Origin of the sequence: Candidatus Chlorohelix sp. (assembly GCF_037138995.1) — a bacterium.
Taxonomy (GTDB): domain Bacteria; phylum Chloroflexota; class Chloroflexia; order Chloroheliales; family Chloroheliaceae; genus Chlorohelix.
Genome location: NZ_JBAXHI010000006.1, coordinates 148,826 through 164,764 on the forward strand (window position 1 = coordinate 148,826; position 15,939 = coordinate 164,764).

Genomic DNA, 15,939 nt, shown 5'->3' on the forward strand with positions numbered 1-15,939 from the left:
GGGCAACAATAAAAATCCTCTTGCCAATATACAGCAAGAGGATGAAAGAACTGTTAATTTTAAGGTTTCAGGTCAATTAGGACGGCGGAATAACCGGGAAGTGTTACCGGGAAGGTGTCCCCGCTAATTTTAAGTGGGGTTTGTTTAACGAGACGATTGTTGGTATTGGCGCTTAACTCGTAAACATCAGCATTTTGCTCTGCTACGGCTTTGGCAAGTTGCACATTTACCGTAACGTTACGTCCGAGCTTGTTGTTTACCAACATAATCTGCATATTCCCGGTTGCGCTATTTATCGCCGCATAGCTGGAGACAAACAAAGGGCTACTGCTTTTGGCATCCAGCGCTTGGTCGCCGAAGCGAGTACCATTACCGTCAAAATTGGTGTACATCTTGAATGCTTGGAAACCTGCCCCGTTAACGTCAGGATATTGCCAATAAGCCGCCATATACAGATTGTAACGTCCGAAGATTCCAAGCGCGTTAGCTATAGCCAGCCCCCCGTTCAGCGTGTGGTCTGCTCCAAAATTCCACTCGTTAATTGCCAGTTTAGTACCCGGATAATACTGGTTTATCCACTCGTACATCATGGGTATCAAACGGATTCTTTGCGAAATCCACGATTCATCTATGTAATTGGGGTCATAGAGTGAACGCACTGCATTCAAGCGCAGGTCATTTGCGTTTACGCCTGTGTCGCCTACAAAAACCCCGTTAGCTTGTGGATAATAATGAATGTCAAGTATATCGAGGGTACGGTAACCGACTTGCTCATCATGCTCACGCACTTTGGAAAGAAACCAAGGCAAGAAAGCCATATCATTATGCGCCTTGCGGTCGGCAGCGGTACGGAAATTGTCAGTACCCCGGTCAAGCTCCGAATTAAAGTAGTATGACCATCCGCTAGTGGTGGGACCGGTTATCTGGGCGGTTGGGTCAACCGCTTTCACTGCGCTAGAATATTCTAGGAATTGGTTCAGAATATCATCATAACCCATCCGGGCGGGATGTACATCGGTATGGGTTGTACTCCACAAGTCCGGCTCATTATCCATCGCGTAAAACTTTACGCCGCCCTGATCGGCACGCCCGAATTTTTTCACCAATCTTGCAATTAGTTCGTCTTGATAGATAACAGGGCTATCTGTATTGGGCTGATACACAAAGGGTGCGCCTTTGGTAGCTTTAGAAACTACACTAGTGCGTTGGCGATTGGCTGTTGGGTCGTAACCTATGATTGATTGGGAGCCGGGTTTATCAGGGGCTGCGCCAAGGTCAGGTACTTGCCAAGAAAAAGACTGAGGCTCGCTGTTTTTGGCAACCCATCCTATTGTAGGAATGGTGACAAGCATTGGGGTGTTCTGGTCTTTCGCGCTTTGTGCTGTTTCTTCCAGCACGTTGCGAATTGTATCGGGGTCGGCTGAGATGTTGTAATTGGTATTGTGAAAGCCACCATCGCGCCCGGTATTCCAAGCATTGCCTATCACCCAGTTATACCTTGTGGAATGGTTGCCGCCCCAACGAAAAAAGGTAGGGCGTAATTGCTGGATATACTCGGCGCTTTCGTCTGCACTGGCTAGACCATAGATGTACGGGCTAATTTGGTGTAGAACTTTGGTCTGGTCAATATCAATAGTGATTCCGCGATTGGCTGTAGTAGCCGCCGTTGTAGCGCTAGTTGTAACAGTAGGCGTAAATTCAAAAACGATAGGTCCTCGCGTTCCCGGTGGTAAATTAGGTACGCTATTATCAGCGCAAGCGCCCAAGAGCATTGAACTTAAAATAATTGAGCATAGCGCCAGAGGCAACGAGTATTTAGGACCAACAATACTTTTGCGAAGCGTCTTTCGCTTCATGATTTAACCTCCCTTAGAGCGGATTTAACAGGTTTAGTCTTTCTACTCTTTCTCATTTCTTCGTTTAATCCCTGCCAGTATAGAATATTGGCAAGACAACTCAGGCTTTTAAAGGCTAACAGCTTAAAGCTCAAAAATTTGAGAGTATATGTCCCTAGCAAGAACACATATCCCGCAATTCCCTTAACCCAATTATAATTAATAAATAGCGGCACAAGCATGCGGACAATTATATCTCTTTGCAAAAATTCATCCAAAATCGCCTTACTTATCCAAGTATGCCCCTTCTCCCTATCCATAATTACATCATAACGTCCGTATAAATATTGGGCGCGTTTCCAAGATTCAAAGGTGCGGTAAGCATAATGATAGCCTTTTGCGCTCGGATTAAAATAAAAATGCACTTGGCACTTTTGCTCAAGGCGGAAAGCAAATTCAATATCTTCTGCCCGTTTTAGTTCTTCATCGAACTCTCCGGTGGCGAGAAACCAACGTCGCCTGAGCGAACAATTGCCAGTAAAGAACTGGCGTGCAGTAGGCTTGTAACGCCCGTTTTCCATGTCTCGATACTTAAGTTCCAGCGCGTATTCTTCCCATTGCACCCAGATAGGGCGAACATGGTCATGTGGGGTTGCCATTGGTGCAAGTACCACTGCTTGGTTATCTTCGAGATGCAAACGTATATGCTCAGTTACCAGTTGAGGTGTCGCTACAATATCATCATCTATAAAGAGAATAATTTCGCCGGTAGCAGCACGTACCGCCGTATTGCGAGCCGCTGCGGGACCCCCCTGCGCCCGTTCTATCAGGGTTATAGGATAGGGTAGCGTGGGTTTTAATGCTTCTACCATTTGCGCCGAACCATCGGAACAGCCATCCAGCACCAACACCATATCCAGCAGTTCTGTAGGGTATTTCTGAACTGCTAATGCCTTAAGAGCGCGTTCCAGTTGATTTTTACGATTGTGGCTAGGCATTATAAAAGTTACGGTAGGTAGTGAAAATTTATCGTCGTTGCGCTCGTTTCCGTTTTCAAATTTATCCATAATTATTATACTTTCAAAGAATAATTTAACTAGAATGTTTTAATGATTTTAGCCGGAACACCTGCCGCAACGCATCGAGGTGGGATGCTGCGGGTTACAACACTACCCGCGGCAACCACTGAATCTTTCCCGATAGTTACTCCCTTTAATATAATAACCTTACCGCCAATCCATACGTTATCTTCAAGCACTACTGATTGTGATGGGGTTGGCTTATCTCGATCCAAAATACCATGATAATCATTATCAATGATATTACAGTATGTGCCAATCAAGCACTTTTTCCCGATTTTAATTGATTTGCTGCAAGCAATCGAAGTACCATAATTGATATAAGTGCTTTCTCCGATTTCAAGCCTGCCACCCTTGTTCGACACTATTTCTACCCGCGCAACAATTGAGTCGATAACCACTTTATTGTGGATTATCATTTCGCCGCCCCACGCTCCGATTCTGGGATTACCTAGCACCTGTACATATTTGCCAAGAAAACTAGCTTTCCTGAGATATATTCTTGCTCTGATTACATTAGAGCCGATATTAAAGTAACGCCTCAATTTTGCAAGATGCGCTTGCCATTTCACTTGTTTTATTCCCTCAAGGGTTTTTTCGACTATCGGCATTTAGTAAGAACTCCTTTTAATGGTTGCCCGGCGGCATAAGTAATAGCATCCAATGCAACGCTTTGCTTATAGTATAATTGAATGTGCCAATAGTACCGTTTATGCCCGATCAATTATATTAATTTCTATCAATATCATTATTCTTAATTAATGCGCTAAAAAATGGGTTAAATCAAAATTCAGCCAAATTACAGAAACGTTAACCTATTAATCAAAAAAGAGCAACCCATGCGGTCACTCTCTTTGTGAATACTTTTAATTTTTCGCTAATTCGCTAAAAGAAATTAGCCGATTTCCAGATAAATGAAATCACGCAGTAGCCAAGCGGCAAAACCAACCCCCAGTAGTATTATTGTTACAATTCCACCCCATACCAGCAAGCGGGTAAGGATTAGGGTACTGCGCCGCACCTGTTTCCAGTTTCTTTGCGGAAATACTGCCTCTAGCAAGTTAGGTAGCCACGGGTTCCAGATGCGTTTGAACATGTCATGCGCGTGCAAATAATAGGCGGAGGCAATGACCAGACCAAAAATGTACAACACTAAGCTGGAAATACCCACCCGCACCAACAATTTTGACAGGGTAGGTTCTGTCAGACCCGGCTTGAAAACGAAAATAAATCGCATAGTTTGAATAAAAAGCGCTACCATAAATAAGCTGAGGCTGGTTAACATTACTATACGGTAAGCTAGTTGATTAATCTTGCTGCGCCCAAAAGTCAGAAGGCGACAGATTAAAAACCCAAGCAAGGCTACCAAAAACAGTAGCAATGCCCGGTTCAGCCTTCCTTCAAAAAAGGTGCGGTAAAAAAAGAAAGCTGATACACCGATAAGCAGCGCATTATTCCAGAGAAAGAGCGCAAACTCTTTCCAGAAAATGCGAGCCTCTTTATCATGTTTGATACCTTTTGTATTTCCAAAATGTGTTGCCATTCAGCATTCCCCGGAATTTACCGCACAAGGCGGGTTGAAATTTCAACAAGCAAACTGCACAAGACTTCTATAATTTTAGGATTTTCGCTTCAGAAGCACTTTTAGGATAAAAACATTTGAATGTGATAGTTCACCCCTATAGCTTATAAACCCCTGCCCCAAAAGTCAATGAAAGGTGAGTAACCGATAGTTTTGGCGAGGTTACAATTTAGTAATAAGCTCATACAAGTGGTTGCTCGGTAATTAAGGAAAATGTAATGATAGGTAACTTCGGAGTAATCTAAATGTAAATTATTAACTCTAAACTACGAATAAATAAGAGTGGCGAAAGTCTTGCTCAACAAGTTAGTGACATTTTAGGGTTATCACCAACAATTTACAAATTACACTGAAACAGATGGTGATTTAATGGGAGCGGCAGAGAATACATTTCACCCCCTCAAAGTTGAGGATGAGTCAATAACAAAAACAATAAGTACAGCATTAGTGAACGCTATGGGAGAAGACCTAAAACTAATTAGCAATTTAGATACCTTGGTGCAGGATGAGCGTCTTATTCATCCTAGCGCCCATATATCGCCGCTTGCCTATATCGGTAGTAGTGTTCAGATTCACGCCGGTACACAAATCGGCGAACGAACTACAATCGGTGAAAATAGCATTGTTGACATGCAATGCTATATAGACCACGATGTAATCGTTGGCGCGAATGTACATGTCCAAAATGGGGTAAGTATCTGTCAGGGTGTAATGATTGAGTCAGGAGTTTTCATAGGCTCAAATGTTACCTTTACTAACTACCGCTATCCCCGCGCTATCTATTTTAATGGCGCTCCCAAGCCGGATGAACTAAATGAGATAGATTGTATCCTAGTACGCTATGGCTCAACCATTAGCGCGGGCGCGGTTATTTTACCGGGAGTGCGTATCGGAATCTTTGCGATGGTAGGTGCGGGCGCAGTAGTTAGTGAAGATGTCCCGGCATACGGGCTGGTATTAGGCAATCCGGCTCGTTTAACTGGTTTTGCATGTCATTGCGGAAAGCCTATGCGGATTAGCGCACATTATCAAGACAAAGCAACTTGGCTTTGCGAATTATGCAACTTTACTCTAAATAACCTGCCCATTCTGTAATTGACCACAAAATTACAGTTAACAGGCACAAAAGAATTAAATTCGGCTAAGTGGTACTTTTTACTAGCTAGAGCCTATTGCTAAAGCTGTTAAAATTACAATATCTGTAATAAATATTGGTAGGTCTTTTGCTTCGCGCAGTAAAAATGAACCTAGAGATAGCAATAATTTGCTCAAGTCCATTGTCTGAAGCGAAAATCCTATACTGGTTTAATAGCATAATCAGGACTTCCGGTTGTCTGAAATCTTTCATAGAGCTAAAAACCTTATAAACCGGTAAAAGCAATAAACCCTCAATTATAAAGCTGTAATGTAGGGATTTGGTTAATGTCACATCATATTTAAGGCTTGCTTGTATCATCAATTGTGTGCAATGTGGCAATTATTGCGAAAAGTGCAGACGGCGCGGTCTGTGCTAGAAAATGAGTTAATAGTAATTTGAGCGGCTATAAATATTAGAGGATACTAAGTGGCATATCCTAAGAAGGTGATTAGCCACAGTGTGATGTGCAAAATATCGGCACATAAAGACTATCCTCATAGCGTAACAAGAAGGAAAGAAAAAGGATGTCTCTACCGCGATACATCAACACATTTTTCAGGCACTGGCCTATTTATTTGTACATTTCTCTGTTAATGGCTGGATTATTGGTAGGTTTCAGTTTCACAATAAAGCCTAAATACACTACTAGCTCTACAATCTGGGTAGAACAATCTTCATTTTTGGACTCTCAGTTACAGCGTTCATCCAGTGATGGTAGTAACTATGACTCACCAGCTAACCGGAAGGCTAACGTGCTTTCTGAATATATGAAGTTGCGTACATTCGTTAGGGATGTAATCAAAGGTACACCCTATCAAGTTTATCTGGGAGATACCGTCAAGGAAGGCGACCTGATAAAAGATATTATGGACAATTATAACATTAAGATTAACGGTTATAATTCGTTCTCTATTCAATACAACTACAATGCACCGGATCGCAGCTATGATATTACTCGTTCGATAGTGGAGCGTTTCTTGTATGAGCAACGTGAAGAAATCAAGCGTACTGGTCAGAGTACCATTTCTCTCCTGAAAAGCCAAATTGATGCCGCTCAACGTACCAAAGATAGCTCGGAAAGCAACTTGAAGGATATGCTTTCTCGTTATCCTTGCACTACATCCGCACTTTCCCAAGATCGTGTGCTGTCAGAAGAAGATTTGCAATGCCAAGTGCTACTTCAGAAGCGTGACACCGCTAATAGCAATTATAATAGCTTGGTTAATCGGTTGTCTTCTACCGAAGATATGTACAATGCAGCCCTTGATGGCAAAGATATTACCTTACGGGTGGTTGATCAGCCTGAAACCTATGAAGCTAATACCAATAACAAGTTAACCTTTTTGATTTTTGGTATGGGTGGTTTCCTAGTTGGCGCAGTCCTCTCTGTACTGGCGATTGTAGCCTTGACTTGGACTGACAATACTGTTCGGATGAGGTCGCATGCGGCGGCGTTGTTTGAAAACGTAAAAACCTTTGAACTACCTAGCCTTAAAACTACCAAGCCACGCAAGCTACGAGGCGGACAGATAATTCAATCTCCTGATGTTAAGCAACGGATGTTGTCCCATTTGAAATGGGCGCAGGACGATAGGAACCTTGATAACAAGGGAGGGGCAAACTAATGCTGGGCAAAGTTAACGACAATCAGCCAACCCAAGTAGGCGAAGCTTCCAAAACAGGGGTTCAACTCTCTATTGAGCCTGTACAAAATGGAACTACTAAAAGCAATTTGGTTGTAAAAACCGGCTCTCTAAAACCGAAAAAAACAACGGATGCTAATAAGTTTGCCCTTTTCGGTAATGGTAAACGCGAGACACAGCTAAATGAAGAATTTTACCATCGCATCCAGCAGGAATTCAGGGCTACTCCTGAGGTCGGAGACCCGCTGGTAGTCGGAATCACCAGTTCTGTACGCGGCGAAGGGCGCACTACAACCTCTGTAGGGTTAGCTTCTGCTATAGCGCAAAGCATTCCGCAACCGATAGTGCTGTTAGAGGGTGACCTTTCACGACCTAACTTGGCAGAGGAATTGGGTATTGAAAATGTCGGGTTGAGCGAATATCTGAGAGGTGAGATACCGCTCGAATCGGTGGCACGCTTAACCGCGCTGGCAGACCTGTGGATTATACCTGCTGGAGATTGTTTGGGGCAAGATTTAAAAACCTTACGTAGTGAACGTTTGGCTAAATTGTTCAGCTATTTACGTCAGGAATATGCCGCCATTATCGTGGATATGCCACCAATCGAGCAAACTGCACAGGCAGCACGCCTTTCCGGTTTCATTGACCGGATATTGCTGGTCGCGTTAGCCGGAAGCACTCCGAAAGGCTTGATTCAAAGTTCGTTAGCAACTATCCCAATCGAAAAGCAGGCGGGCGTAATTCTTAACAAAACCACACAGAATATGCCACGTTTGCTTAAAAATCTCCTAGGTGTTTAGCCGGATGTTGCGCTACAAGTTAACTACATTTAGCTCGTAGCTCTCAACTCTAAATTTTCCAAGGGGGTGTTATTTTGCAAGTAGTATTATTTCTTATTTTTGGTTCGCTGGTAGTCGGCTATTTCTACGAGCGGTTAGACAGGCGTGTACTCATCATTTTGACTGTTATGGTAATACTCGGAATACTCGCTTATATGTTTTTGCGCAGGGCGCTTTAAAATGTCAACTGATTCTTTGCTACTACTCCCCATAACCTTGATTGCCTGTATTGTGGTGATCGGCATAGTATTAGCCAGACCTTTTGTCGGTTTCTGCCTGATTATATTTGTCGTAACTTTCTGCGAGATGTTCACTACCGGCGACCCGATTTCCATGATTACATTCCAGATGATGATTAAAATTCGAGGCTTCCCCTTAAAATTTACGCCCCTCGAAATCCTGATGTTAGCCACAATTATCTCAGGTTGGAGTAAGGCGCGGGCTAATGGGGATAGATTCTGGATTAAAACTGCTTCCAACAAGCTCTGGATAGGTTTCGCCTTAACTATTGCTTTTGGTTTTTTCTGGGGCTGGCGGCGCGGCGGGGATTTCAACACCGCTGTCATTGAAGTGCGGGGCTTAGTCTATGCCATTTTGATGTACTTTATGGGGACTTTTTTTCTGCAAGATTTCAAACGCTTGAAGCATGTAAGCTGGGTCTTTATGCTTGGTGTACTAGGCTTAATCATAATCTCAATTGTACGTTACTCGATTATAAGGTTTGATACTACTGGCGTGGATTCGCTTAATGGTTCTAACCATGACACCGCGCTTTTCTTCGCAATGCTTACAATGTATTTGCTCAGTCAGATAAGTTTTGGCACGTGGAAATGGCATAAATTCTTCAACTATCTTTTGCTATTTCCCTCCATCTTTAGCATGATGATTTCAGGAAGGCGTGCTGCTTTTGTCAGTCTGGTAGTGGCTTACGGAGTTTATTTGGTTATTCTGTTTATCCGCAAGCGCAAAGCTTTTTGGATAACGTTAGTAATTACAGTTCTCATTGGCGCACCCTACATGGCGATTTTCTGGAGCAACCAGAGTAGTCCTTTAGGTATGCCAGCACGCGCAATTCGCTCGCAACTTTCCGGGCAAGCTTCCGCTCGCGATGCCAGTTCCGACCTATATCGCTTGGTCGAAAAATATGATGTGCATTACACCATTATGCAAAACCGTATATTCGGGGTTGGCTTCGGGCAACAGTTCTATACGCCTGTAGAGCTTATAAGCCTTGACGGCTTTGTATTCCAGCTATATACCCCACATATAAATATTCTATGGATTTGGTTAAAAGTAGGTATTGTAGGTTTTGCGCTATTCTGGTTACTACAATGTATCGGTTTCTTTCAATTGGCACAGGTTATTAAATATTCCCGTGCCGGTCCAGAATTAGGATTTACCCTTTTTGCAGGTCTCAGCCTTGTGGTGATTTTAGTATATGCCTATGTGGATATTGCGCTGAGCGGCTATCGGCTGACTTCTCTGATGGGCATCTTTTTAGCAGTTATTAACCTACATTATCAGAAAGTTTTGCCGGAGGTGCATAAGTTTGGTGGGCGTAAGTTATTCCTATTTAACCGCACCAAACAAAAAAAGGGTGTGCTACTAAATGAAAAATAAAATTTTCAAAAATATACTTCTACTCGGCTCCAGTCAAGGTATAACTTGGTCAATGACCATCGCCTACACTATCTTTGTGCCACGCTTTTTGGGTCCGGAGGGTTTGGGTCTGCTTGCGGTTGGGTGGTCTATTTCATCGCTAGTTACGGTAGTAGCATCGCTTGGTAACGGCAAGTTTCTGTTAAAGGAAATAGCCCGCAATCCTGAAAAAGCGCATAAATTGGTTGGGGCGGCTGTTCTTATAAATGTGTTACTAGGTGTACTCATTTGGTCTGGCGTATTACTGGCTGTTAATTTATTTGTAACCAATAGTGACCTTAAAACAATTTTATTGATTATTGCTATTGCCAATGTCATTAATCTCTCAATTGGACCGTTGCAAACTGCGATGCAGGGCTTTGAGAAAATGCAATACAGCCTTTACGACTCGCTATTTTCTAAAGGGGTTTACACCAGTTTGTGCATTTTCTTTGTGGTGATGGGTTTTGGAGCAGTAGCAGTAGCATCGGCAGCTCTGATAATTACAATTCCGTCAGCCCTGTTAAACTATTGGTGGTTCTCACAAGTTAGCAACTTAAATTTAAAGCCGAGGCGGGAAACCATCAAAGAGGTTGTAAAAGGGGGTATGGCGTTCTTTGTAATGGATCTAACCTTGCAAATTTATCTGTATCTCGATGCTCTAATGCTGTCAGTAATGACTAACGAGACAGTGCTTGGTTACTACAATGTGCCTACTCGCTTGTTCGGCACCCTCATGTTTGTACCGATGATTATTGGTAACGCTATTCTTCCGGCGCTCTGCCGTATGGCAAAGGAGGATCCCTCTAATCAGGTACAAATGACTCGCAACACCCTGAATTTATTTATTGCGATAAGTTTCCCCATAGCAACAGGTACTACTGTGCTGGCAGCGCCAATTATCAGCTTGCTTTACGGCAAAGCCTTTGAACCTTCTGTGCTGGTGTTAATTACGCTGGCTTGGTGTATCATCCCTACTTATCTGTTAATTGGAATAGCACAATCTCTGATTGCACAGGATCGACAGGGACTTTGGGCTAAGATTAATATTGTGGCAGCATGTGTCAATTTTGTTATAAACCTTGTTTTGATTACCCTTACCCAGAATATCTGGAACAATGGTGCAATAGGCGCAGGGATTACCTTGCTCATCAGCGAAATGGTAACTACCTCTATTGGTTTAACGCTGCTCTCTAAAGGCACGTTGAATCGTTCGTCCTTGATGGTATTGCTCAGAACTATAATCACTACCGGGGTAATGGCGTTGGTACTTTGGCCTGTACGCGAACTGTTTTTCCTGATACCGATTGGGGTAGGCATTGTAGTATATGGGTTGGTAGGGATAATTATAGGTTTGATACCGCTTTCCTATATACGTATGGCTCTGTCTATGCCCCGCCAAATATTCAAACGCAAGTTGCACGCTCAAGGCTAGGTTTGCGAACTTGTTACTCTCTCTTGTCCTGTTTTGGTTAAGAGAGAGATTTTTATTTTTGGCACAAATCAATTCGAATAGCTATTGACCAATCCTCCAGTTAAAGCTAATATGAACAAACTCTAATCAACTTACCGCGTATAGTAAACCTCTTGTCAGACCATAATCCTAGAATATAAGTATGTGGAGCATCTAAAAGACCTTAGTGCGATGAGCGTACTTAACTTTCGATAGGAGCAGTTAGCAATGACTGTAGAAACAATTAATAAACCTCGGCGAGTCGAAATTCTGGGCGCAAGTGTTGATGATATAGTAATGGGCGAAGCTGTTAGCATTATTGCAGAATGGGTTCGCAACAAACAAATAAATTCTAATTTTGTAGCACAGCAAGTCGTAACCTTAAATCCTGAATACGTTACATTGGCGCGACGTAACGCGCAATTCCTAAATCTGATAAATAAAGCTGGGCTTATCACACCGGATGGCGTTGGCTTGATTTACGCCGGTAAGATTATGCGCCGCCCTTTGCGGGGTCGCGTTACCGGAGTAGCCTTGACTCATGCATTGGCGCAACATTCCGCGGAATTACACAATAGCGGAAAAGGTCATATGCGCCTGTTTTTGCTGGGTGCTGCCCCCGGCATTGCCGAAGAAGCTTCTAGCAAAATGCAAAAAACGTATCCGGGCGTAGAAATAGTCGGTACTTTTAGCGGGTTTTCCGGTCCTGAAGGAGACGCTGAAAGCGTTGAAAAAATCCGACAGAGTGGCGCGGATGTAGTATTAGTAGCCTATGGCATGCTCAAGCAGGATTACTGGATTGAACGTAACCTGAACGCAACCGGTGCTGCCGTTGGTATTGGCATAGGCGGCACCTTTGATTACATTGCAGGTATCGTAGCTACTCCCCCGGAAGCAATCAAGCGCTTGGGTATGGAATGGGCTTACCGAATTTTCACCCAGAAAAACCGCTGGAAACGTGCCATATTTGTTCCGAAATTTATCGGAGCGGTGGCATTAAAAACCCCCTTAACTTGGCTGGCAAATTAGGTTTTGTTAGCGGGAGGCAAGCTCGGTTAGGGTAGCCGAGTTTGCCTCATATTTTGTTAAAAATACAGCACTTGTGAACTAATAAATTCCCTGTATAAAGGAGCCGTGAATGCTCGAAATCGTGTTTGGGTTGATAATGACCGTTCTATTAGGGTTGTTGCTTCCTATGGTGGTATATCTGATAATGCTGGTAATAGCAGGCGCATTTTACCGCAAGCCCAACGTCCAGAAGCGCAGCCTTCTTGAACTGGAGCGTTCCGGTAAGTATCCCAATCTCGTTATCCTGATTCCTGCTCACGATGAAGCATTAACCCTTCCGGCTACCTTACAGCATTTTAATTTGCTTAGCCTTGACCGCGCCGGTAAAGTAAAACCGCGTGTTGTGGTTATTGCCGATAATTGTACCGATAATACCGCCGATTTAGCCAGTGAAGCCGGAGTCGAGGTGTATGAGCGGTTTGACACCGAGAATCGCGGCAAGGGGCATGCATTGCGTTGGGCTTTTGAGAAATTGCCGCAAGATTTCCCCGATTATGAAGCAGCGGTAATATTTGATGCAGATACTGTGCCGCATGCCGAGTTTATGATTGAAGCCGCCGCTGCTTATAACAGAGGTGTGTCTGTGATGCAGGGACGCTATGATGTGCTTGACCCTCATGAAACATGGCGCACCAGCCTGACCTATGTAGCTTTCGCCCTGTTCAACCATGTGCGCCCGCTCGGACGCGCCGTTCTGAAATTAAGCGATGGGCTAAAAGGAAATGGCATGCTCATAGCCCGCGAAACGTTGGAAAGGTTGCCGTGGAATGCCTACTCACTGGTTGAAGATATAGAATATACCAGCCGGTTGGTTCAAGCAGGCATGAAAGTTGAATATGTGCCGGAAGCAAAATTGTACGGTCAAGCTGCCTCCAGCAGCAAACAAGCATTAAGCCAACGTTTGCGGTGGGAAGGTGGGCGTGGGGCGCAAGCTCGCAAAGATATTCCCGGATTGCTAAAAACCGCCCTGTTAAAACGCAATGTTGCCGCTTTTGACCGAGCAATGGATTTGATAATCCCCCCCTTGGGATTACTGGTAGCCCTGCTAGTTTTAAGTAGCGTATTGAACATGCTGGCATGGCTGATTGTAGGAGGCGCATGGCTCGGTTGGACGCTTGTATTATTTGACTTGAGCTTGTTTGGTATAATAATATTCGTGCTGGGTGGTCTAATGGTCGCCAAAGTACCCGCTCGCGCCTACCTTGCGTTGGCTCGCGCTCCTTTCTATATTGCTTGGAAATTATGGGTATATGTTATACTGGTTACTCGCCGTTTGCCTAGTGAATGGGTAAGAACCGAGCGAGCCAAAATAGAGGTTCAGGATGTCAATCACGTTACCCGAAGTTGATATGCTAAAAATGGGGCAAAAGTCCAAAGATTATAGCCGATTATCCTTCCGCGACTTTGCAAGGGGCGACATCCGGGCGTGGGAGAAAATCTGGCTGCGCCGGAAATTTGCTGAAGACCGAATCACCCGGCTTGATATAGCCAAATTGATTTGGAACTATGCGGGTTTACGCGCCACTCTTTTACACCGGGTTGGCTATGCTCTTAAAAGAAGGCGTGTTCGTATAATTCCGGGCATAATCAGTATGATGAACATAACCTTGCATGGCTTCGATGTGCCATCCTCTGTGGAAATCGGACCCGGTCTATATGTGCCACATCCGGTAGGGGTTGTAATAATGGCGCGTCAGATAGGGGCAAATGTAACGCTGGCAAACAGCATCACCATTGGCATGCGCAACACCCCCGAATTTCCCCTAATCGGCGATAATGTTTTTATCGGAGCGGGCGCACGAATACTTGGTGGAATACGAATTGGGGATAATGCTCAAATCGGCGCAAATGCGGTAGTAATTAAAGATGTTCCGGCAGGCGCAATCGCCGTGGGAGTTCCGGCTCAAATCAAGCTACCTGTGAAATAGCAGCGCAATTATTGAAATTACGGGGCGGGGCGCAAGTCTCGCCTCTTTTTATTTTATAGCCCCAAACGTGGCAAATAAAAACAAGGGACATAAGCCCCTTGCCTGAAACAAAACTCTAAATAGGGACGCACATATCTGCGCCCCTGTTCGGTTAGTTACTTCACTTCAAGGTTGGTGTAAGGCATGATGCCTAATACGTTGACGCGGAAACCGGAAACGTAAGGGCGTTGCAAAGTGTAGAACTTGCCCCACATTAGCGGCATAACTACTGCTTCGTCAAGCAATTTAGCTTCAAGCTTATTGTAAACTGCGTTACGAGCGGTGTTATCCTGAATCGCTAAGGAACCCATGAGCATTCCATCGTATTCAGGGTTATTGTAGCCGAAGGTATTCTGCGGGTTTTTGCTGAAGAACTGAGATAGCACAGCATACTGATCTGGGTAAGCGGTAATCAGCATGGAGACCCAAGCAGCTACCTTGCCTTGCATCTGCTGGGCAATCATGCTTTGCTGATCGGTCACGGAGATTTCGACGGTCATGCCCAAGTTGGTTTGCAGGGCTGATTGAATGAACTGGGTAGTACCAGCAACGTCAGGACCGGAGCCGACTTGTGAAATTACAAGTTTAGGCATCTTGCTACCCTCAGCAAAACCGGCATCAGCCAACAACTTCTTGGCTGCGGTTGGGTCATACTTGAGTTTCATTTGTCCGGGGACATAACCGGGAATACCACTAGGCACAATGCCGGTAGCGGTGAAGCCCGCGCTGTTCAAAGGAGTATCGTTGATGGCTTGGGAATCCAGCGCCATAGTGACGGCTTGGCGAACTTTGGCATCTTTGAAGGGTTCATAGGCGTTGGCGCTCATGCCAAAGTACATGGTGTAGCCCATGCCGATATCCCACTGCTTGAACATTTTGCCCATTTCGCCGGTGTCTTTTTTCAGCCGATTAGCTTCATCGGTAAGAAGTGACCAATGACCATCAGTTTTGCCGCTCTCGAACACACTCAGGCGGTTGGTATTATCAGCGCCAACCATCGGGTATTCGATACGGGTTAGCTTAACCTTGCTACCAAACCAGTTCGGGTTGGGAGTCAGGGCGATTTGCTGCCCGTGCTGCCATTCTGCCAGTTGGAAGGGACCAGCGCCAGCGCTCTTGGTTTCCCACCATTTGTCACCACTGTCAACAATAGTTTTGTCCAGAATGTAGGCATTGGTAAATGCCAGTTTGCTGGTCAAGAAGGGGGTAGGGTTTGCCAAAGTGAGTTCGATGGTAGCATCATCAACTACTTTGATGCCGCTGATTTTGTCGGCTTTCCCTGCAAACTTGTCGGTTGCGCCTACAATATCGCCTACAATTCCGATAGCAATCGGGTTCTTGATTTTGGGGTCAACGGCGCGTTCGTAGGTATAAGCTACATCTGCGGCAGTTACTTGCTTCCCGCTGGAAAATTTAGCAGCAGGATTCAGGGTGAATGTCCAAACTTTGCTATCCGCGCTGGCTTTCCATTCTTTGGCGATACCGGGTATGACGGAGCCTTTTTCGTCATAATCGGTCAAGCCAATGTACAAGTTACTGTACAAGTATTTGGTGGTGTTGCCCTGAGGTTGGCTGGCTTGCGGGTCAAGGGTTGCCGGGTCGGGACCAAACCAAACTTCGCGATAAATGCCGGGATGCCCACTGCTTGCAACGGCAGCAGTAGTGGCAGCGGCAGTAGTGGCAGCGGCGGTGGTGGT

At 44.7% G+C, this 15,939-nt stretch carries 14 protein-coding genes; 9 read left to right on the forward strand and 5 right to left on the reverse strand.

Features of this window, described 5'->3' with window-relative positions; translation table 11 throughout:
• Positions 1 to 59: 59 nt before the first annotated feature.
• The 4 genes from WCK19_RS04920 to WCK19_RS04935 all read right to left on the reverse strand — a co-directional run bounded on the left by WCK19_RS04920 (position 60) and on the right by WCK19_RS04935 (position 4,457).
• Positions 60 to 1,856 carry a glycoside hydrolase family 44 protein gene (locus WCK19_RS04920; RefSeq protein ID WP_342396250.1) on the reverse strand — a complete coding sequence of 599 codons (1,797 nt, stop codon included), beginning with the start codon at positions 1,854 to 1,856 and terminating at the stop codon, positions 60 to 62.
• Positions 1,853 to 2,902: a glycosyltransferase gene (locus tag WCK19_RS04925; protein ID WP_342396251.1), complete on the reverse strand. Its 1,050-nt coding sequence runs from the start codon at positions 2,900 to 2,902 to the stop codon at positions 1,853 to 1,855. Before WCK19_RS04925 ends, WCK19_RS04920 begins: the two co-directional genes overlap by 4 nt.
• A 29-nt stretch (positions 2,903 to 2,931) precedes the next feature.
• Positions 2,932 to 3,525: an acyltransferase gene (locus WCK19_RS04930; RefSeq protein WP_342396252.1), complete on the reverse strand. Its 594-nt coding sequence runs from the start codon at positions 3,523 to 3,525 to the stop codon at positions 2,932 to 2,934.
• Positions 3,526 to 3,809: 284 nt separating this feature from the next.
• Positions 3,810 to 4,457, reverse strand: a complete 648-nt coding sequence (locus tag WCK19_RS04935; protein ID WP_342396253.1) for a hypothetical protein — start codon at positions 4,455 to 4,457, stop codon at positions 3,810 to 3,812.
• Positions 4,458 to 4,865: 408 nt separating this feature from the next.
• On the opposite strand from WCK19_RS04935, the gene WCK19_RS04940 reads away from it, so the two are divergent.
• The 9 genes from WCK19_RS04940 (at position 4,866) to WCK19_RS04980 (ending at position 14,203) form a co-directional block, all read left to right on the forward strand.
• A complete protein-coding gene (locus WCK19_RS04940) occupies positions 4,866 to 5,591 on the forward strand; it encodes a hypothetical protein (RefSeq protein WP_342396254.1) in 726 nt (241 codons plus the stop codon).
• Between the two features lie 567 nt (positions 5,592 to 6,158).
• A complete protein-coding gene (locus tag WCK19_RS04945; RefSeq protein WP_342396255.1) occupies positions 6,159 to 7,259 on the forward strand; it encodes a hypothetical protein in 1,101 nt (366 codons plus the stop codon).
• The gene (locus WCK19_RS04950; protein ID WP_342396256.1) at positions 7,259 to 8,077 is read left to right on the forward strand and encodes a CpsD/CapB family tyrosine-protein kinase; all 819 of its coding nucleotides are present in this window, start codon (positions 7,259 to 7,261) and stop codon (positions 8,075 to 8,077) included. Before WCK19_RS04945 ends, WCK19_RS04950 begins: the two co-directional genes overlap by 1 nt.
• A 74-nt stretch (positions 8,078 to 8,151) precedes the next feature.
• Positions 8,152 to 8,295 carry a hypothetical protein gene (locus tag WCK19_RS04955; RefSeq protein WP_342396257.1) on the forward strand — a complete coding sequence of 48 codons (144 nt, stop codon included), beginning with the start codon at positions 8,152 to 8,154 and terminating at the stop codon, positions 8,293 to 8,295.
• Between the two features lies 1 nt (position 8,296).
• Positions 8,297 to 9,736 (forward strand): O-antigen ligase family protein, encoded by a 1,440-nt coding sequence (locus tag WCK19_RS04960; RefSeq protein ID WP_342396258.1) that lies wholly within the window; start codon positions 8,297 to 8,299, stop codon positions 9,734 to 9,736.
• Positions 9,726 to 11,189: a flippase gene (locus WCK19_RS04965; protein ID WP_342396259.1), complete on the forward strand. Its 1,464-nt coding sequence runs from the start codon at positions 9,726 to 9,728 to the stop codon at positions 11,187 to 11,189. The genes WCK19_RS04960 and WCK19_RS04965 overlap by 11 nt, the downstream gene beginning before the upstream one ends.
• Positions 11,190 to 11,435: 246 nt before the next feature.
• Entirely contained in the window at positions 11,436 to 12,236 is an 801-nt protein-coding gene (locus WCK19_RS04970) for a WecB/TagA/CpsF family glycosyltransferase (RefSeq protein ID WP_342396260.1), read from the forward strand.
• Positions 12,237 to 12,345: 109 nt separating this feature from the next.
• A complete protein-coding gene (locus WCK19_RS04975; protein ID WP_342396261.1) occupies positions 12,346 to 13,623 on the forward strand; it encodes a glycosyltransferase family 2 protein in 1,278 nt (425 codons plus the stop codon).
• The gene (locus tag WCK19_RS04980) at positions 13,598 to 14,203 is read left to right on the forward strand and encodes a DapH/DapD/GlmU-related protein (protein WP_342396262.1); all 606 of its coding nucleotides are present in this window, start codon (positions 13,598 to 13,600) and stop codon (positions 14,201 to 14,203) included. Before WCK19_RS04975 ends, WCK19_RS04980 begins: the two co-directional genes overlap by 26 nt.
• 155 nt (positions 14,204 to 14,358) lie before the next feature.
• Here the strand turns inward: WCK19_RS04980 and WCK19_RS04985 are convergent.
• Positions 14,359 to 15,939: peptide ABC transporter substrate-binding protein (locus WCK19_RS04985; protein WP_342396263.1), on the reverse strand; the 1,581-nt coding region annotated here is incomplete at its 5' end.